Source organism: Halorhabdus tiamatea SARL4B, assembly GCF_000470655.1.
GTDB lineage: Archaea > Halobacteriota > Halobacteria > Halobacteriales > Haloarculaceae > Halorhabdus > Halorhabdus tiamatea.
Genome location: NC_021921.1, coordinates 2,761,045 through 2,777,768 on the forward strand (window position 1 = coordinate 2,761,045; position 16,724 = coordinate 2,777,768).

15 protein-coding genes and 1 tRNA gene are annotated in these 16,724 nt (G+C 63.7%); 5 read left to right on the forward strand and 11 right to left on the reverse strand.

Features of this window, described 5'->3' with window-relative positions; genetic code table 11:
• Positions 1-24: 24 nt before the first annotated feature.
• Positions 25-2,253, reverse strand: a complete 2,229-nt coding sequence (locus HTIA_RS13590) for a beta-glucosidase (protein WP_008525375.1) — start codon at positions 2,251-2,253, stop codon at positions 25-27.
• Positions 2,254-2,505: 252 nt separating this feature from the next.
• Between HTIA_RS13590 and HTIA_RS13595 the strand changes: the two genes are divergently transcribed.
• Both HTIA_RS13595 and HTIA_RS13600 read left to right on the forward strand, forming a co-directional pair.
• Positions 2,506-2,757 carry a type II toxin-antitoxin system HicB family antitoxin gene (locus HTIA_RS13595; RefSeq protein ID WP_008525374.1) on the forward strand — a complete coding sequence of 84 codons (252 nt, stop codon included), beginning with the start codon at positions 2,506-2,508 and terminating at the stop codon, positions 2,755-2,757.
• Positions 2,754-2,999, forward strand: a complete 246-nt coding sequence (locus HTIA_RS13600; protein WP_008525373.1) for a type II toxin-antitoxin system HicA family toxin — start codon at positions 2,754-2,756, stop codon at positions 2,997-2,999. The genes HTIA_RS13595 and HTIA_RS13600 overlap by 4 nt, the downstream gene beginning before the upstream one ends.
• Before the next feature lie 348 nt (positions 3,000-3,347).
• On the opposite strand, the gene HTIA_RS13605 is transcribed toward HTIA_RS13600, so the two are convergent.
• Positions 3,348-3,431 (reverse strand) — tRNA-Leu (locus HTIA_RS13605).
• Between the two features lie 122 nt (positions 3,432-3,553).
• Between HTIA_RS13605 and HTIA_RS13610 the strand changes: the two genes are divergently transcribed.
• A complete protein-coding gene (locus HTIA_RS13610; protein ID WP_008525372.1) occupies positions 3,554-4,036 on the forward strand; it encodes a DUF309 domain-containing protein in 483 nt (160 codons plus the stop codon).
• Positions 4,037-4,043: 7 nt separating this feature from the next.
• On the opposite strand, the gene HTIA_RS13615 is transcribed toward HTIA_RS13610, so the two are convergent.
• The 8 genes from HTIA_RS13615 to HTIA_RS13650 form a co-directional block, all read right to left on the reverse strand.
• Positions 4,044-4,304: a hypothetical protein gene (locus tag HTIA_RS13615; protein ID WP_049816611.1), complete on the reverse strand. Its 261-nt coding sequence runs from the start codon at positions 4,302-4,304 to the stop codon at positions 4,044-4,046.
• Positions 4,305-4,778: 474 nt separating this feature from the next.
• Positions 4,779-5,582 carry a CBS domain-containing ParB/RepB/Spo0J family partition protein gene (locus tag HTIA_RS13620; protein ID WP_008525370.1) on the reverse strand — a complete coding sequence of 268 codons (804 nt, stop codon included), beginning with the start codon at positions 5,580-5,582 and terminating at the stop codon, positions 4,779-4,781.
• Positions 5,583-5,630: 48 nt separating this feature from the next.
• The gene (locus HTIA_RS13625; RefSeq protein WP_008525369.1) at positions 5,631-7,295 is read right to left on the reverse strand and encodes a DHH family phosphoesterase; all 1,665 of its coding nucleotides are present in this window, start codon (positions 7,293-7,295) and stop codon (positions 5,631-5,633) included.
• Between the two features lie 101 nt (positions 7,296-7,396).
• Entirely contained in the window at positions 7,397-9,412 is a 2,016-nt protein-coding gene (acs, locus tag HTIA_RS13630; protein ID WP_008525368.1) for an acetate--CoA ligase, read from the reverse strand.
• 207 nt (positions 9,413-9,619) lie between these two features.
• Positions 9,620-10,048, reverse strand: coding sequence for an HTH-type transcriptional regulator LrpA1 (gene lrpA1 / locus HTIA_RS13635; protein ID WP_008525366.1), 429 nt, complete (start codon positions 10,046-10,048; stop codon positions 9,620-9,622).
• 99 nt (positions 10,049-10,147) lie between these two features.
• The gene (locus HTIA_RS13640; RefSeq protein ID WP_008525364.1) at positions 10,148-11,083 is read right to left on the reverse strand and encodes a thiamine pyrophosphate-dependent enzyme; all 936 of its coding nucleotides are present in this window, start codon (positions 11,081-11,083) and stop codon (positions 10,148-10,150) included.
• Between the two features lie 2 nt (positions 11,084-11,085).
• On the reverse strand, positions 11,086-12,981 hold the full coding sequence (locus tag HTIA_RS13645) for a 2-oxoacid:acceptor oxidoreductase subunit alpha (RefSeq protein WP_008525361.1): 1,896 nt from the start codon (positions 12,979-12,981) through the stop codon (positions 11,086-11,088).
• Positions 12,982-13,270: 289 nt separating this feature from the next.
• On the reverse strand, positions 13,271-14,341 hold the full coding sequence (locus HTIA_RS13650) for a Gfo/Idh/MocA family protein (RefSeq protein WP_008525360.1): 1,071 nt from the start codon (positions 14,339-14,341) through the stop codon (positions 13,271-13,273).
• Positions 14,342-14,466: 125 nt separating this feature from the next.
• Between HTIA_RS13650 and HTIA_RS13655 the strand changes: the two genes are divergently transcribed.
• Complete coding sequence (locus tag HTIA_RS13655) at positions 14,467-15,498, forward strand: sensor histidine kinase (protein ID WP_008525357.1); 1,032 nt, start codon at positions 14,467-14,469, stop codon at positions 15,496-15,498.
• 136 nt (positions 15,499-15,634) lie between these two features.
• Entirely contained in the window at positions 15,635-16,048 is a 414-nt protein-coding gene (locus HTIA_RS13660; protein ID WP_021029763.1) for a universal stress protein, read from the forward strand.
• 37 nt (positions 16,049-16,085) lie between these two features.
• Here the strand turns inward: HTIA_RS13660 and HTIA_RS13665 are convergent, their stop codons facing one another.
• On the reverse strand, positions 16,086-16,688 hold the full coding sequence (locus tag HTIA_RS13665; protein WP_008525354.1) for a chemotaxis protein CheC: 603 nt from the start codon (positions 16,686-16,688) through the stop codon (positions 16,086-16,088).
• Positions 16,689-16,724 lie beyond the last annotated feature (36 nt).

Sequence of the window (16,724 nt, forward strand, 5' to 3'; positions counted from 1 at the left end):
GCGATCGTCGGCTGGAATTGTGCCTCACTCGACGACGGTCGTCTCTTCGACGGCGACTGTCTGCTCGGCGACGATATCGCGAGCAGACCGACCCACGAGAACGGTGTAGTCGCCGTCCGTTGCGACCCAGGCACCCTCTTCGACGTCGTAGTAGGCGAACGCACGAGCGTCGACGTCCAGTGACACTGTCGTCGTCTCACCCGCGTCCAGTTCGACCGTCTCGAAGCCGGCGAGGGCTTTCGGCGGCCGGTCGAGCGGCGCGTCTGCCGGGCCGAGGTACACCTGGACGACATCTCGCCCCGGGCGGTCCCCAACGTTCTCGACGTCTACTTCGACGGTCGCGCCCGGTTGGCCGTCGTTCTCGACAGTCACGTCCGCGTACGTGAAGTCAGTGTAGCTCAGGCCGTGGCCGAAGGCGAACTGCGGTTCGATCCCTTCGGCGTCGAAGTGGCGGTAGCCGACGAAGACGCCCTCGTCGTACTCGGCTTCGAGCCCGACTCCCGGGTAGCGCTCCTCGGACGACGCCGGGTAGTCGTCGAGCCGGCGGCCGAACGTGACCGGCAACCGGCCGCTCGGGTCGGTGTCGCCGAACAGGACAGACGCCGTCGCGTGGCCGTCTTCCTGACCGGGATACCAGGTCTCGACGATCGCGTCGACGTCGCCGGCCCACGGCATCCGGATCGGGCCGGCCGTGTTACAGACAACCACAGTCTGCTCGGCGGCGTCGGCGACGGCCGCGACGAGTCGGTCTTGTTCGCCCGGGAGCCACAGTGATCGGTCTGCGCCTTCCGTCGCGTCGTCCTGGACGACAATCACTGCGACGTCTGCCTGCCGGGCAGCGACGACTGCATCGCCCACCCCTGGCGCGCCATCGTCGCTACCGGATGCTCCTGGAGCGAACTCCGAGAGGTCGAAGTCCATACCCGCCACGCCTTCGGTGTCGTCGATCGGTTCGGTTCCGCGGGCGAAGGCGACGCGGGTGTCGCCGTCGACGCGCTCGCGAATTCCCTCGAGCGGACTCACCGTGCGCTCCGGCGTGACTCGCGAACTCCCGCCGCCGCCGACCTTCGCCGTGTCGGCGTTGGGTCCAATCACGGCGATCGAGTCAGTTTCGGGCGAGAGCGGGAGTACGTCCCCTTCGTTCCGGAGGAGGACTGCGCCGCGCTCGGCGACCCGCGTTGCCACGTCGCGGTGTTCCTCGGTACCGAGCGCACCGCTTGGCTGCTCGTCGTCGAACAGCCCGAAGCGATCCATCTGTCCGAAGACGCGCCTAATCTTTTCGTCGATGTCCGACTCGGCGACCTGCCCGCGCCGGACTGCCTCCGGGAGCTCGACTTCGAACGGGCTTCGATCGAAGAGGTTCGGATTGACGTTCTCGCCGAGCCACGGCGACGTCGCGAGTTTCGCGATCGATTGTTTGGGCAGCGCGTCGGGCAATCCGTCGATTACGTCGTGTAAGAGACTCTCCTCTGCGTGCCACTGAGTCACCGGGATCCCGGGCATGTCGACGTCGAGGCCGGCGTTGGCAGCGGCGACGCCGTCGGAGGTCGCCCACCAGTCGCTGACGACGTACCCTTCGAATCCCCACTCGTCTTTGAGGAGGTCTTTCAGCAACCACTCGTGTTCTGTCGCGTAGGTTCCGTTGATGCGGTTGTAGGCAGCCATCACCGACCCGACATCGGCCTCTTTGATCGCCGCCTCGAAGGCCGGCAGGTAGATCTCCCGGAGCGCGCGCTCGCTCACCTCGGCGCTCACTTCGTGGCGATCCTGCTCCTGGTTGTTGGCGACGAAGTGCTTCGCGGTGGCGATCGCGCCGGCGTCCTGGACTCCCTCGACGGTCCCGACAGCCAGCCGACTCGCCAGGTACGGGTCCTCGCTGTAATACTCGAACGTCCGGCCGCCCTGGGGCACTCGAACGATGTTGAACCCTGGCGCGAGCAAGACGTCCTGGTCAGCACCGAGTGTCTCCCGGCCGAGAGCCTCGCCCTGCTCGTGGGCGAGGTCGTCGTCCCAGGCGGCAGCCAGCGCGATCGACGCCGGGAACGCCGTCGCCGTGCCCGGCCGAACGCCCAGCGGCCCGTCGACCATCGAAACTGAGGGAATGTCGAGCCGTTCGACGCCCGGGAGAAATCCCGTCGCGAGTTCGGCCGGGTCGTCCTCGCCGTGAACGAGGTCGAGTTTCTCTTCGAGCGTGAGTCGGTCGATCAGCGCCTCGATCCGGTCTGTCGTATCGTCCGTGTCGGTGGTGGCCATGGTGATTGTCCTGCCGTGGTCTCACTGTCGGAATCCAGTGTCGAACCACTGTCTCTACCAGTACGTACTGCACCGTGCTACTAGTAGTTGTTGTACTATCTCTTCGATGTTTACAAGGTGACGATATCGAGCTGGTCGACCGGCCCGTTCGAGTTCTCCCCGTGTGGTACTGGCGTTCGCCCTCGTTGGCCGTGAGATTCACTGTGTGAGTTTCACAGAACGTTTATTTGGGTCGTGCACGTAATTTGTTTCATGAGTACAGGTCGGGAGATCAGCCTGATCGAGAACGATTCCGGCCAGTGGTCGGCGATCGACGAGGAAACCGGCGTCGCCAGCCAGGGTGAAAGCCGCCAGGAAGCACTCGAAAATCTCGACGAGGCTGTCGCGCTGCACAAGGGTGAGATCGGGGACCCCGTCGACGACGATCTCCGAGAGTGGGGGATCGATCCGGAGACGGTCCCCGACGAACCCCGCGAACCCGACGCCCCCTGGTTTGAGGAATGAGCCGGCGACGGTTCACGGGCGAAGACGTGGCGTCAGTGTTGATCGATATGGACTACTATCCTGTTGATCGAACCGGGAGCCACCTCAAACCCCGCTATCAACACCCCAACACGGGCGAAGTACGGAACGTGACCGTGCCGATGGGGGGCGAAATCCAGACTGGAACGTTGCGAAATATCGCCGATCAGTGCGGCGCCCAGGACTTCGAGGCGTTCTGCGAGTGGATCGACGACCATCAGTGAGTGATGACATTCCGCCGACTGACTTCCGAGCTCTCGTTTGCTCCGTTCACGGCGGAGCCGTTCACATTTCCGAGACGCTTCTGACGGTCGCGTCTCGACGCATCTTCGCGCGGCCTTGCCGCGAATGGTCCGAGAGAGCGTACGCTCCCTCGCTACTCACGAGAACCCTACGGGAGCGGATCTTGCGTCCGCGGCTGTGTATAGATTTGTCTACGCGATGACTTTGTCCGAGAGATTTTGCGAGGGAAGACCGCTCCAGCTCACGGCGCGACGCGCCGTTCGCTTCGAGGTCGCTTCGCGACCTCGCCGACCTTCCTGCACTTGCGAGGGGCCGCGTGGGCCCGCCAGTGCGAGGGATGCGATTTGAACGCATGGACCCCTACGGGAGCGGATCTTGAGTCCGCCGCCGTTTCCAGGCTTGGCTACCCTCGCACGCATCCGAATCCAGTCCGTTCTGGGGGTTAAATGGCCCGGTTTCGATCGGGGGTGACGGCGGTCGTTGGAAGTTGTCACAGCCGACGGAATTACCCGTTTGTGAGTCGTCCTCCCCAGTAATGGACGAACATACGCGCGACGACAGCGTCGGGCCGCCGGCGGGGTCGCCGACGGGGTGGGACCCCGACGCCGAGCAATGGGAGCACGCGACCCTCCGGCGTGCAGTCGTCCACGGCGTCGCGCTGTACAACGACGGCGCGTTCCACGAATCGCATGATTGCTTCGAAGACGAGTGGTTCAACTACGGGCGTGGCACCACCGAGAGTGCGTTCCTCCACGGGATGGTCCAGGTCGCTGCGGGCGCGTACAAACACTACGACTTCGAGAACGACGACGGGATGCGGAGTCTCTTCGAGACTGCCCTGCAGTACCTCCGGGACGTTCCGCGTGACTACTACGGGATTGACCTGCTCGACGTGCGAACCACCGTCACGAACGCGATTGCCGATCCGGACGCGCTCGATGGGTGGATCATTACCCTTGACGGCGAAGCCCCTGAGGCCCGGGACGCCGATTATCAGTACGCCGAACGCCTTGGGTAAGGAGCGATCAGTCGTCGTCCTCGTCGCCGGGTATGCGCCGAATTGCCTTTCGCCAGTTGTCTTTGGCCATCTCTCCTGGCGAGAGCGGATTGTACGCGACATCCGCCGCGGTCCGGGGATGCTCGTCGTCCCTGTCGGTTAGCTTTCGCCAAACGCCAACGACAGCGATGATTGCCAACGACCCGAAGAAGATGACTAACGGCAGGTCGGCCACCTCTTCGACCTGCGGTATCATGATGAGCGTGATCGCGACGAGCGGACCCGCCATGACGACGAACATGAGAGACCAGATGAGCGAGTTACGCGATATCCCAAACCCACGATTCATTCCTACGCTGGTGCTTCTATATCGAGTCGTATGTTTCCACTGATTTGTGATTTCCATGTGATGGTAACTCACTTGCCTCGCGTCGATATCGATCAGTCGATGTCAGAAGGGGGTTGATCAACGGGTCCCATTCGAGCGATACCGCAAATCGTGCGGCCTGAGGTGCTTCAGCGTTCGCTTTGGGGAATCGCCCTCGACAATCAGCCCCCGTCGAAACCATCAAGTTCTGTGTCCGGGATCATACTGGAGAATGTATCTCCACACCGAGAGCCGCGAGACGAGCACGCTCGACGTCGTCGGGATCAACGAATACTATGGCTGACACGCCGGCGTGCGGGCGATGTGCGCGCGTTCTCAGACCTTCGCGAACACTACCGTCGTCGATGGGTGGCCCGGACAGTCTTCGGCGATCGGTCACTCCGTGTCGCCGGTCTCGCGTTCGGTCGACTCGACGAGCGGGTGTCGCGCGTAGTCGACGATTGTGATGTCCTCGATCGACTCTAAGCCTTCCTCCGTCGTGGTCTTGGCCATCTCCAGGTCGACTGGCTCCTCGACGGCGATGACGTAGGCGTCCATCTCTTCGATACCGAGCTCGGCGGCGGCTGTCGTCCGGTGGTGGCCGTCCGCGAGCAGGAGATTCCCGGCGTTGTCGATGACCACCAGGGGCTCGGCGAGGCCGCGTTCGAGTTCGTACATCCGGCCTTCGAGTTCGTCACCGTACACTTTCGTCTGGGTCGGCGTGAGGTCGGCGAGGTCGACGACCCGACGTTCCTGACGGGCATCGACGTCGTGGACGTCCTCGATCGTGTTCAGTAGCTGTTCGACCTTGTCGGGGGTCGCCCGCTCGATCTGGCTCCGAATGACGTCGGCGTTGGAAATGATCCCGACGAGCTGGCCGTCGTCGTCGAGGACGGGCAACCGCTGGATCCCCGACCGGAGGATGACACGGGCGACGTCGTCGAGATCCATATCAGGGTGGGCGACCATCAGGTCTTTCGACATCACCTCGGTAACCGGCAGGTCGTCGGCGGCGAGCAGAAGATCGCTCGCGCTCACGAAGCCATGTACGTCTCGACCACTGCAGACCGGAAATCCGGTGTGGCCCCCGCTGTCGGCAATGCGACTCGCTACGTCCGCAACTGTGTCCTCCGGCGCGACCGTCGAGACCTCGTGGGTCATGTAATCTCCGACGGTCAGAGACTCCTCAGAACTGGCCATCACTATCGGTGCGTGATCCGCAGGTAAAAATCTCTCGCTGGAAGCGCGTCACGTCCCGTCGTTGTCGTCTACTGCGCTCCGGTCCGGTTCGTCGTCTACTGCGCTCCGGTCCGGTTCGTCGTCTCGCTCCGTGGCCGAGTCGGACTCCCCGACTCGATAGCGGTCCACGGGATCATCGGACCGGTCCGCTCCCGAATCGCTGGCGCGGATCGTCTCGGGGCGGGACGCCGTCGGTGTGGCGGCCTCCGGCAAGTCAGTGTCCACTCCCAGGAGGTCGAAGGGCAACTGGGACGGATGCATTTCGAGGACGTCGAGGAACCGATCGGTGACGATATCCCCAACGATGTGCTGGAGATCGTCGTTGCTGCTGTCCTCTAAGACCCCGAGTTCGAGTTGTGCACCGGCCATGTCAGCGTGGCCGCCGGCGCTGCCGATCTGGCCGAAGGCGGTCCGCAGTGTCTCTCCGAGGTCCAGATCTGTTCCCCGTGAACGTGCGGAGACGTACACTGTCCCGGCATCCAATCCGTAGACCAGCGTCGTCGTGACGTCTTCGATCGCGAGCAGGCGGTCTGCGGCCTGTGCGAGGGCGTCCCTGTCACGTAACTCGCCGACGCCGCTCACGACCACGGGACCGTGGCGCGTCCGACTGTGGATCGCTTCGGCGATCGTCTCGAGAGTATCGGAACTCATACTTGGCTCCTCGATCCGCTCGAGGACGCCTAAATCCGCGTTCTGGAGCAGGAACGCGGCGGCCTCGAAGTCGGCGACTGAGACCTCCCGCGTGAACTCGTCGGTGTCGACCCTGATCCCGAACAACAGTGCCGTCGCGAGCGTCTCTGTGGGGTCGATATCGAGCCGTCTGAGGTAGTCCACTAGTAACGTACTCGTCGCTCCGACGCCGCTTCGGAGGTCGGTGAAGGCTGCGCTGATCGGACCGCGTGGCGGATGGTGGTCGATGACGACATCGACTGTTGTCTCTGGTGGCAGCCCGTCGTTGATCCCCGGGCGGCCGTGATCGACCAGCGCGAACCCGCCGAACTCCGAGAGGTCCGCATCCGGCTCCAGCGCCCTGAGATCGAGTTCGAGCAAGTTGACGAACGCGCGGTTCTGCTGGTGGTTGATCGACCCGTAGTAACACGCTGTGGCCGACTGGCCCATGCGCTCGGCGATCCGGACCAGCGCGAGGGCGCTCGCGATGGCGTCGGGATCCGGATTGTCGTGCATCACGACCGCGAGCGTCCCCTCGATGTCTTCGATCACACGACGGAGTTTGTGGACTGAGATGCCACCCGTCTCGATGCGCTCACTAAGATGGGAGCCAAGCACCGCGCCAGGATCGACGACTCGGTCGGCGACGGATCTGAGATCGGCCAGTGCCGCCTCACGCTGCCCGGTTTGCCCTTCTCTCCCGTCGGCACCCGCGTACACCAGCAGGAAGGCGGCTGGGAACGCCCGACGAGCCGCATGTGCGATCAGCAGGTTCTCCGCAAGTGTCTCGGCCGTAACGACGACTGTCTCGACGTCTGCCTCGACCGCCGCCAGTTGTGTCTGAGAGGTCGGATCGACGGACAGTGTCTCGGCCGCGTCGGTCTCACAGGGTTGATCGGTCTCCTCGTCGGATCCAGTGACCAGCAGACGGCCGGGTCGGTCACACAGCGAGTCGATGACGGCCCGAGCGATCGAGCCGGTTCCCACCACCAGCCGCGTGCGCATGGTCTGACCATCGGGCCAAGGAACCTAAAACCCCTGTCTCATCGTTGGACTGGTATTCGGGTGTTGGATTGTCGAGTTCTGGCGATGGAGTCCCGCCGTGGCTACGAGCGTGGGGACTGGCCACCGTTTGTCTGGACTTGCTCGCGGATTTGATCGGGGACGGACGGGTCACGGAGCGTTGTCGTATCGCCGAGGTCCTCTTTGTTCGAGATGTTTTCGAGGACGCGACGCATGATCTTCCCCGAGCGGGTCTTCGGGAGAGCCGAGACAAACAGGACGCGATCGGGGCGGGCGAATGCGCCGATCTCGTCCTCGACGGACGCGATGACCTGCTTTCGGACGTCGTCACTGCCCTCGACGCCGTCTCTGAGCACGACGTAGACGTCCGGGACGTGCCCCCGCTCTCGATCCTCGCGGGCGACGACGGCGGCCTCGGCGATCGCCTCGACCTCGGCGACGGCGCTTTCCAGTTCCATCGTTCCGAGGCGATGGCCGGAGACGTTCATGACGTCGTCGAGCCGGCCGAGGACGCGATAGTAGCCGTCCTGGCCGTGGACTGCGCCGTCGCCGGTCTTGTACACCCAGTCACGCCAGTCGTCGCTGTCGGTGTCCGAGAAGCGCCGCCAGTACTCGTCGATAAACCGGTCGTCGTCGCCATAGACCGTCTGGAGCATCCCCGGCCAGGGGCGCTCGATCACGAGGTTGCCGGCCCGGCCACTCGCCGCTTCGATCTCCGTGCCGTCGTCCTCGTAGAGTGCCGGTTCGATCCCGGGACACGGTCGGCCTGCACTGCCCGGTTTCATGTCCTCGAGGGCAGGGAGGTTGGTGATGAGGTGGCCGCCGGTCTCGGTCTGCCACCACGTGTCGACGATGACCGCATCCTCGTCGCCGACGTGGTCGTAGTACCACTGCCAGGCTTCGGGCTGGATCGGTTCGCCGACGGTCGTCAGGTGGCGAAAGTCGAAGTCATAGCCCGCGAGGTGCTCCTCGCCCCACTTCATGAACTGCCGAATCGCTGTCGGCGAGGTGTGGAAGATGTCGACATCGTAGCGTTCTGCGATCTCCCAGAGCCGCGAGCGGTCTGGATAGTCCGGTGTTCCCTCGTACATGACGCTCGTCGTGCCCAGGGCGAGCGGGCCGTAGACGATGTAGGAGTGGCCGGTGATCCAGCCGATGTCCGCCGCACACCAGTAGGTGTCCGTCGTCTTGATGTCGAGGACATACTTCGAGGTGCCCGCGGCGTACGCCAGGTAGCCGCCCGTGCGATGTTGACAGCCCTTGGGCTTGCCCGTCGTGCCCGAGGTATACATCAAAAAGAGGGGGTCCTCTGCGTCGCGGGCGACGGGTTCGACGTGGGCACCCTGCTTCTCGGCGAGCACGTCGTCGACGAGGACGTATGGATCGTCGCCGGTGAGTTCGACGCCCTCGTGAAGGTCGTCGTGACGCGACCACAGCAGTGCGGTCTCGACGGCCGTCTCCTCGGTGTCGATTGCTTCGTCGGCCTTCGCCTTGTGATCGAGCCACTCACCGCGACGGTAGTACCCGTCGATCGACACGAGGACGTCGCTGTCCGCGTCGACGAGACGGTCGGCCAGGGCGTTCGCCGAGAAGCCCGCGAAGACGACCGAATGGACGGCACCGATCCGGGCACACGCGAGCATCGTGATGGGCAACGCCGGGACCATCGGGAGGTGCAGCGTGACCACGTCGTCCTCCTCGACGCCGACCTCGCGCAGGACAGCCGCCATCTCGTTGACCTGCCGATAGAGATCCTGATACGTGATGGTCCGGGCCTCGCCACCCTCACCTTCCCAGATGAGGGCGGCCTGGTTCTTTCGCTCTTCGAGGTGTCGATCCACGCAGTTGACCGACGCGTTCAGTGAGCCGCCGACGAACCACTCGAAGAATGGCGGGTCGCTCCCGTCGAAAGTTTCGTCCCAGCGTTCGTCCCAGGTCAGCAGTTCGGCGTACTCACTGAACCCGTCCGGAAAGTCCTCGAAGCGCTCGTAGATGTCGGGATCGGTACCGTTCGCCTGCCCGACGAACTTCGGGGGCGGTCGATAGTACTCCTGATCCGGTAACCGGGCTTCGAGCCCGATAGTATCATCTTCGTTCATGTTAGACCCACGCACGTCTCGTGTACGCTGGCCAACGTGAACGTGCGCAAAGAGGCGACATTCCCCCCTATCGAGGGAAAAGACGGAGCATCAACGGCCTGCTGACTGATACTGTCGGGGCTACCTTTGTGAAGATGTTCGGCCCACCGTGGAGCCGATAGTGCTCACAGGCGTCTAGCCGACAGTATGCATTGCGGGATATGGATTCTACTTCAAGCGTTCTTGCAAAAACGATGGGTGGACGGCGGCGACGCCCTCGAGCGACCTGATCTCGTCGTTGATGACGTCCCCGAGTGCGTCACCGTCCGGCGCGCGCATCTCGGCCATCAGCGTATGGTCGCCGCTGGAGGTGTACAACGCTTCGATCGCGTCGACGTCCTTCAGTGCACGCGAGATGTCGACGTACGCCTCGCTCTCGACGTCGACGCCGACGATCGCGATGGTTTCACCGGGGAGCTTCTTCGGATCGACGTCGGCAGAGTACCCCACGATGACGCCGTCGTCTTCGAGTCGCTGGATATATTTCCGGACAGTCGGTTTCGATACACCTACCTGGTCGGCGATCTCGGCGTAGGAGGCCTGGGCGTCCGCCTCTAACACCTCGAGTATTCGTTTTTCCGTCGCTTCGGCGCTCATGAACGTTCTTTTCCGTTACGTCGAAAAATATCTTCCGAACGTGAAAGTAATATCCGGCTTCGGGCGAGCGGGACGGCCGATCGGCGTGACGTGGGACGTTTACGTGTGACGTTCGAGGAGGTCGTAGCTGCGCTTCCACTCGGCGTCGTCGTCGAAGTACTTCCCGGCCAGCGGATCCTCGGGCATCTCGTCGGTCGCCTGCTTCTCTTCGGTGTAGGACGGGCGGTCCTCCTCGACGTAGAACCGGCCTGTGAGGATCTCGCCCTCGTAGAGCTTGTCCTCGACCTCGTGCATCATCTCGCCGGCTTCCCGGCGATCGGTGACGTCGAAGTCGTAGTCCTCGGACTCCTGGACGTCAGTGTAGGGGACGTACTGCTTTGCGTCCTTGTTCCAGGTCGGACACTGCGTGAGGAAGTCGACGTGGGCGAACCCGTCGTGTTCGATTGCTTCCACGAGAATCTCCTTGGCCTGGTTGGGGTTGACCGCGGCCGTCCGGGCGATGTAGGACGCCCCGGATGTCAACGCCAGGCTCAGCGGCCGGATCGGGGACTTGGCGCTGCCGTGGGGCTGGGTCTTGGACTTGTGGCCCTTGGGGCTGGTCGGGGACGTCTGGCCCTTCGTCAGCCCGAAGATCTCGTTGTTGAACACGATGTAGGTCATGTCGTGGTTCTCCCGGGCCGTGTGCATGAAGTGGTTGCCACCGATGCCGTAGCCGTCGCCGTCGCCGCCGGCCGCGATCACTTCGAGGTCGGGGTTGGCGAGTTTGGCGGCCCGGGCGATCGGGAGCGATCGACCGTGAATCGAGTGGAATCCGTAGGAGTCGAAATACGAATTGAGCTTGCTCGAACACCCGATCCCGGTGACCGTCAGCACTTCCTCGGGCGTGCGGCCGACTTCCGGCATCGCCTGCTTGAGCGCCTTGAGGACGCTGAAGTCACCACAGCCCGGACACCAGGTGGCCTGCGGTTCGATGCCGGGGGTATACTCCTCGCTGTCTATCTCGCGATCCTCGCCGATTGCGCTGAATGCACTCATGGTTAGTCACCTGCCGCTGGGACGAAGGTAGTCGAATTGCCGGGGATGTCGGGCTCGTTCTCGACGATGGCCTCGAAGCCCTCGACGATCTCGGCCGGCTCGAAGGGGTTGCCGTTGTACTTCAGGAGACTCGAGAGTTTGTCGCCAAAGCGTCCGAGTTCCTTCTGGGTCAGCCCCTTGAACTGCCCGCTGGCGTTCATCTCGACGACGATCGCCTCCTCGACACTCTCTAAGAATTCGGTCATCTCGGCCTCGGGGTAGGGCATGAGATCGCTGACGCCGATGGCCTTCACCGAGTGGCCCTCGTCGTTGAGTCGATCGACGGCCTCGAAGACCGTGCCCTGCTGGCTACCCCACGTGACGATGCCGTACTCGGCGTCCTCGGGCCCACGATACGCCTGGTTGGTCTCGCCCGCGTCGAGATCCTCGCGGATGGTATCGAGTTTGCCGATCCGACGCGACATGTGGGCGACCCGGTTGTCCGGGTCCTCGTCGATGTGGCCGTAGTCGTTGGTCTCGTTACCCGACGTGAGGTGGCGACCGCCCTTCTGGCCGGGGACGGTCCGCGGACTGACGCCGTCCTCGGCGTTCGGGTCGAAGCGCTGGAACGCGCCCGCCTCGTGGTGGGCTGCTTCCTTGATCTCCGCCTCGGAGAGGACTTTGCCGAGGTCCGCGTCGGGTTCCCGGTCGAAGAACTCGACCGGCACCGAGCGGAGTTCGCCCTCGATCTTCTGGTCGTAGACGACGATCGCCGGGATCTGGTAGTCGTAGGCGATCTCGAAGGCTGTCCGGGTTTGCTCGTAGGCTTCCTTGACGCCTGCCGGCGCGAAGACGACGCGGGCGGAGTCGCCCTGGCTCGTATATAGAACGTGTTCGAGGTCGCCCTGCTCGGGCTTGGTGGGCATCCCCGTGGAGGGACCGGCCCGCATCGCCTCGACCAGCACGATCGGCGTCTCGGTCATCTCAGCGAGGCCGAGTGGCTCGGACATCAGGGCGAATCCGCCGCCAGAGGAGCCGGACATCGCCTTGACGCCGGCGTGACTCGCGCCCAGCGCCATCGCCGCGGCGGCGATCTCGTCTTCGACCTGCTCGGCGACGCCGCCGAACTCGCTCATGTGCTGAGACATGATCGTGAACACTTCTGTCCACGGCGTCATCGGATAGCCGGAGATGAACCGACAGCCCTCGTCGAACGCGCCGTAGGCGATCGACTGCGAGCCGTTCATCAGGGCCATCTCGGTCTCGTTGTCGCCGGTGGGAACTTCGAGATCGTGGGTGAACTCGAAGTCCTGGGCCTGCTCGTAGGCGTCGGCGAGGACGTTCAGGTTGTCTTCCTGAATGTCACCGGACATGTTCTGGGTGATGAGCTCCTCGAAATAGGAGACGTCCATCCCCAGCAGCGCGGCGGTAATCCCGACGCCGGCCGTGTTCCGCATGACGTCACGGCCGTGTTCGCGTGCGATCTCCCGGAGATTGACCGGGTAGACGTGCCAGTCGTTCTCCGCGGCACGCTCTTCGAGGTTCAACTCGGCGACTTCGTCCTCGTCGAACAGGCCGGTATCGTAGACGATGACACCACCCTCCCGAAGTTCGTCGAGGTTCTCGGCGAGGGGTTTGCGTTCCTCGTTGCCGTAGTAGGCGTCTTCCGCGGGGTTCCGGGCGAAACTGTCACCGAGCGACAACAGGAAGTTATACCCGTCTCCACGGGAGGTTACCTCCTCGTCTTTGGCCCGTACTTCGACGTACGTGTGGCCACCGCGAATCCGCGACGGGTAGTGTCGGTGCGTGAAAATGTTGAGCCCAGCCCGCATCAGGGCTTTGGCGAAATTCTGGCTCGTCGAGGCGATCCCGTCGCCGGAACCACCCGCGATTCGCCAGATGAGTTCGTTGTCTGTCATTGGTAAATCATCGGCCCCAGTAGGCGCCGTGTCTTAATCAGGGGTGGGTCGAACAAAAGGGTTTCTGTTGTGTCAATTACCGAATAATTATGATAGTTCCCACGAGCGAGACAGGGGTCCCCCTGAGAGTAGCCGCGTCACTCGATTTCGCCTGGGTATTGTCGTCATTGCTCGACGCGCCGATCCGCCGTGATTCGTGCCAACGGCACCCAGATCTGACACGTGTGGGAGAGTTCGCTGGCGCTGACCTGGCGGATGTTTCTCTCGATCTGACGGCTGATTCTCCCGGTCACTGTCCGGGCGCGTTCGCTTCTGGAATCCGCCCCATACGAACGTTCGCGACGGCGACTGCCTCGTCCCGGACTGCGGCCGCCTTCGCGGCGAGAATCACGTCGACAGCCCGGCGCGCTTCCCGGCCAGGGACGGCGGGGTCTCGGCCCTCGCGAAGCGCCTCGACGAAGTCCTCGACGGCCAGCGCGTGGCCTTCGCCCCACGCCAGGGTCGCGACGTCGACGTCGACGGTAGTCGTCTCGGCCCCGTAGTTGGTTTCCTCGCCAGTGCCGACCTCGAAGGCGGCGATATCGCCGCCGGCGAGCGTGATCGACCCGTCGGTGCCGTTGATCTCGATACGGTCGTCGCCACCTTTCGTCGCCGTGGTCGCCGAGACTGTCCCGAGCGCACCGTTCGCAAATCGCAGGGAGAGTGCCGCGGTTGTCTCACACCCGTCCGCGAGATCGCGGTCGTGGGTGGTGGTCACCGCTCGTACCGACTCGACGCCGCCCACGAGCCACTGTAGTCGGTCGATCGTGTGGATCGCCTGGCTCAGGAGAACACCGCCGTCGAATTCGCGCGTCCCTTTCCAGTCGGCCCCGTCGTAGTAGGCCTGTGGTCGGAACCACTTGACCTGGGCGTCGCCGAGTACCGGCCCGCCGAGGTCGCCGGCCTCGATCGCCGCCTTCGCCCGCCGGGTCGCGGGCTGAAAGCGCTGCTGGAAGACGCCCGCCAGCGTCACGCCGGCGTCCTCGCAGGCGGCGATCATCCGATCCATTCGGTCGGCGTAGACGTCGAGTGGTTTCTCACAGAGGACGGCCGCACCTGCCTTCGCTGCCTCGATCACGACTTCGGCGTGGGTCCCGCTCGGTGTGCAAACGCTGACGGCGTCGAGATCGCTGCCCTCGATCATCTCGCCAACGTCGTCGTATGCCCCATCGAGGTCGTATGCGTCGGCGAACTCCCGTGCCCCGTCGAGCGATCGGCTCGTACACGCGACGAGCGTCGCTCCGTCGGCCGATTCGACGGCCTCGGCGTGTATCTCCCCGATCGCGCCACAGCCGACGATGCCGTACCGAATGTCGTCCATCGGCTCATCGAGCGTGTCACATCCTCAAGAGTGTTCCGGGACCGGGGAGTCGAGAACGCGTCGCTACGCCCGCGACGATTGTCGGCGTCGTCATCGTTATCCAGGCGACAGCCAAACCCTGGGCTATGGATTTCGTCCGTCTCGGCAGTGGGGCGTCGGTGAGTGCGACCGGTGCCGTCGTCTTCGCGATCGCGCTGTCGGCCGTCTGGAACGGCTATGCCTCACTCTATGACCTGGCGCTGGCCGGCCTCGGCATCGTCGTCGGCCTCACGCTCGTGGCCGCAGGCGCGGCGCTGGTCGTGCTCGACGCCCTCCGGACCAATCACGTTCTCCGCGTGGCCGGCTGGAACGCGCTCGGTGTCCTCGTTCTCGGGATTGTCCTCGCTCTGGTCGCCGCGAGCCCGTCGGTTTCGCTGCCACCAGCCGTCGTCGCCGACGTGCTCGGCGTCAGTGCCGTCGCACACGTCCTCATCGGCGTCAACGACGTCCGCCGGATCAGGGTCGGCGAACTGGCACGCGAACGTCAAAAACTCGCCGTCCTCAACCGGATCGTCCGTCACAACCTCCGCAACGACGCCCAGGTACTGCTGGGAAACGCCGAGGGACTCACTGCCGAACTCGCGGACGACCGCCTGGCCAAGATGGCCGAGACGATCGCGGCGAAAGCGACCGGACTGGCGTCGATGAACGAGAAACTCGGCGTTTTCCAGGCTGCGATCGACCACGATCCTGACGCCGAACGCGGAGTCGACGTCCGCGAGATTGTCTCCTCGGTTCGCGAGAATCTCCTCGCTGACTATCCCGACGCCGACGTCGAACTAGCTGTGCCCGACTCACTGGCCGTTCGCGCGGACGACAAACTCGCCGCCGCGCTCGAAGAGGCAATCGAGAACGCGATCGTCCACACTGGCGGGCCGGTGACGGTCTCGGCCGCCCGAAGTGACGGCCACGTCGAGATCAGCGTCACTGACGAGGGCCCCGGAATCCCCGAGCACGAACGCGTCTCGATCACTGGTGACACCGAGATTACTCAACTCGAACACGGAACGGGTGTCGGCCTGTGGGTCATTCGCTCGGTCGTCGACGCTTACGACGGCACTGTCTCGATCGACACGACCGACGGCACGACGGTGACGATCCACTTGCCGGCAGCCTGATTGAATCGGCCTTCCTGGGCGGCATTTCTCGCCAGGAACGCACTCTGCGGTCACCGACACACCCCTCGGATTACCATACTTATTAATAGAAAGATATATCGGTGTGGGCGACCAATTGGAAGGTAGTGAGCGGAGCATGGCAACACAAATATTGGTCCCGACGGACGGAAGCGGCCGGTCAACCGAGCGGATCCAACACGCGTTCGATCTCGCGGCTGATCGAGAGGCGATGGTCCACGTGCTGTACGTCGTCGACACCCAGCGGTACGGCGAGCCGGCACTGAGTAGCGCCGAGGTGTTGATCGACTGTCTCGAGGACGACGGTCGCGAGCACTTGCGCTCGCTCGTCGAAAGTGGGGACCGTCGCGGCGTGACCGTCGAGGAACACTGTCGGCATGGTCGTCCAGCCGACGAGATCGCCGCGGCGGCCGAGGAACTGGCCGTGGACCTGATCGTCCCCTGTCTGTCCGACGTGACACCCGCACAGCTCCGTCACCAGGGTGTCGACTCGAATCGGATCGCCGATCCACGCTCGCCGATGACAGCCTGAGTCGATTCGATCCGGACACTCCGTCGAGCTGCCGATTCTACACTTCGATTTCCTGCATCAGTTCGACGAGTTCTTCGAGTTCCGGGAAGGTGTAGACCTTCACGTCGATGTCTGAATCGAGTGCCTGGACCCGTGAGTCGAACATGAGTGCCATTTCGGAATCCCGTTCGCCGACGAGTTCGTCGACCATGCCGCTGCCTGGCCCGTAGGTGAACGTCGGCGTCGAGATGTCGATGGTCGTCTCGAGGACGTTGGCCCACCCGTCGATGAACCCCGAGGTCATGATGTTGCCGATCTCCTGGATCGCCGACCGCTCCATGTCCGTGAACCCGTCCTGGTCGGGCTCTCCCCCACCCATATCGCCCATCATGCCCTGAGCGAGATCCTTGGCGCTGTCGGCGTTCAGCAGAAAGAGAATGTGGCCGTGGGGTGGCTCTTCGAGTTCGATGCTGATCCCGATCTGTTTCTCGTCGCCGATGTGGGTCTTGATGTCGGGGACGTCGATGAAGTTGATCTTGGTGATCTCCATCTCGGTCTCCATCCCGGTCATCGTACTGAGGTGCTCGGCGACCGTGTTGCCCCCCTCCTTGGCCATCTTGTTGAACAACGCGAGCTTCCGGATGTCGATCATCAGACTCATGGGTACATTGAACGTTATTCCCCCTTTCCCGCCCTC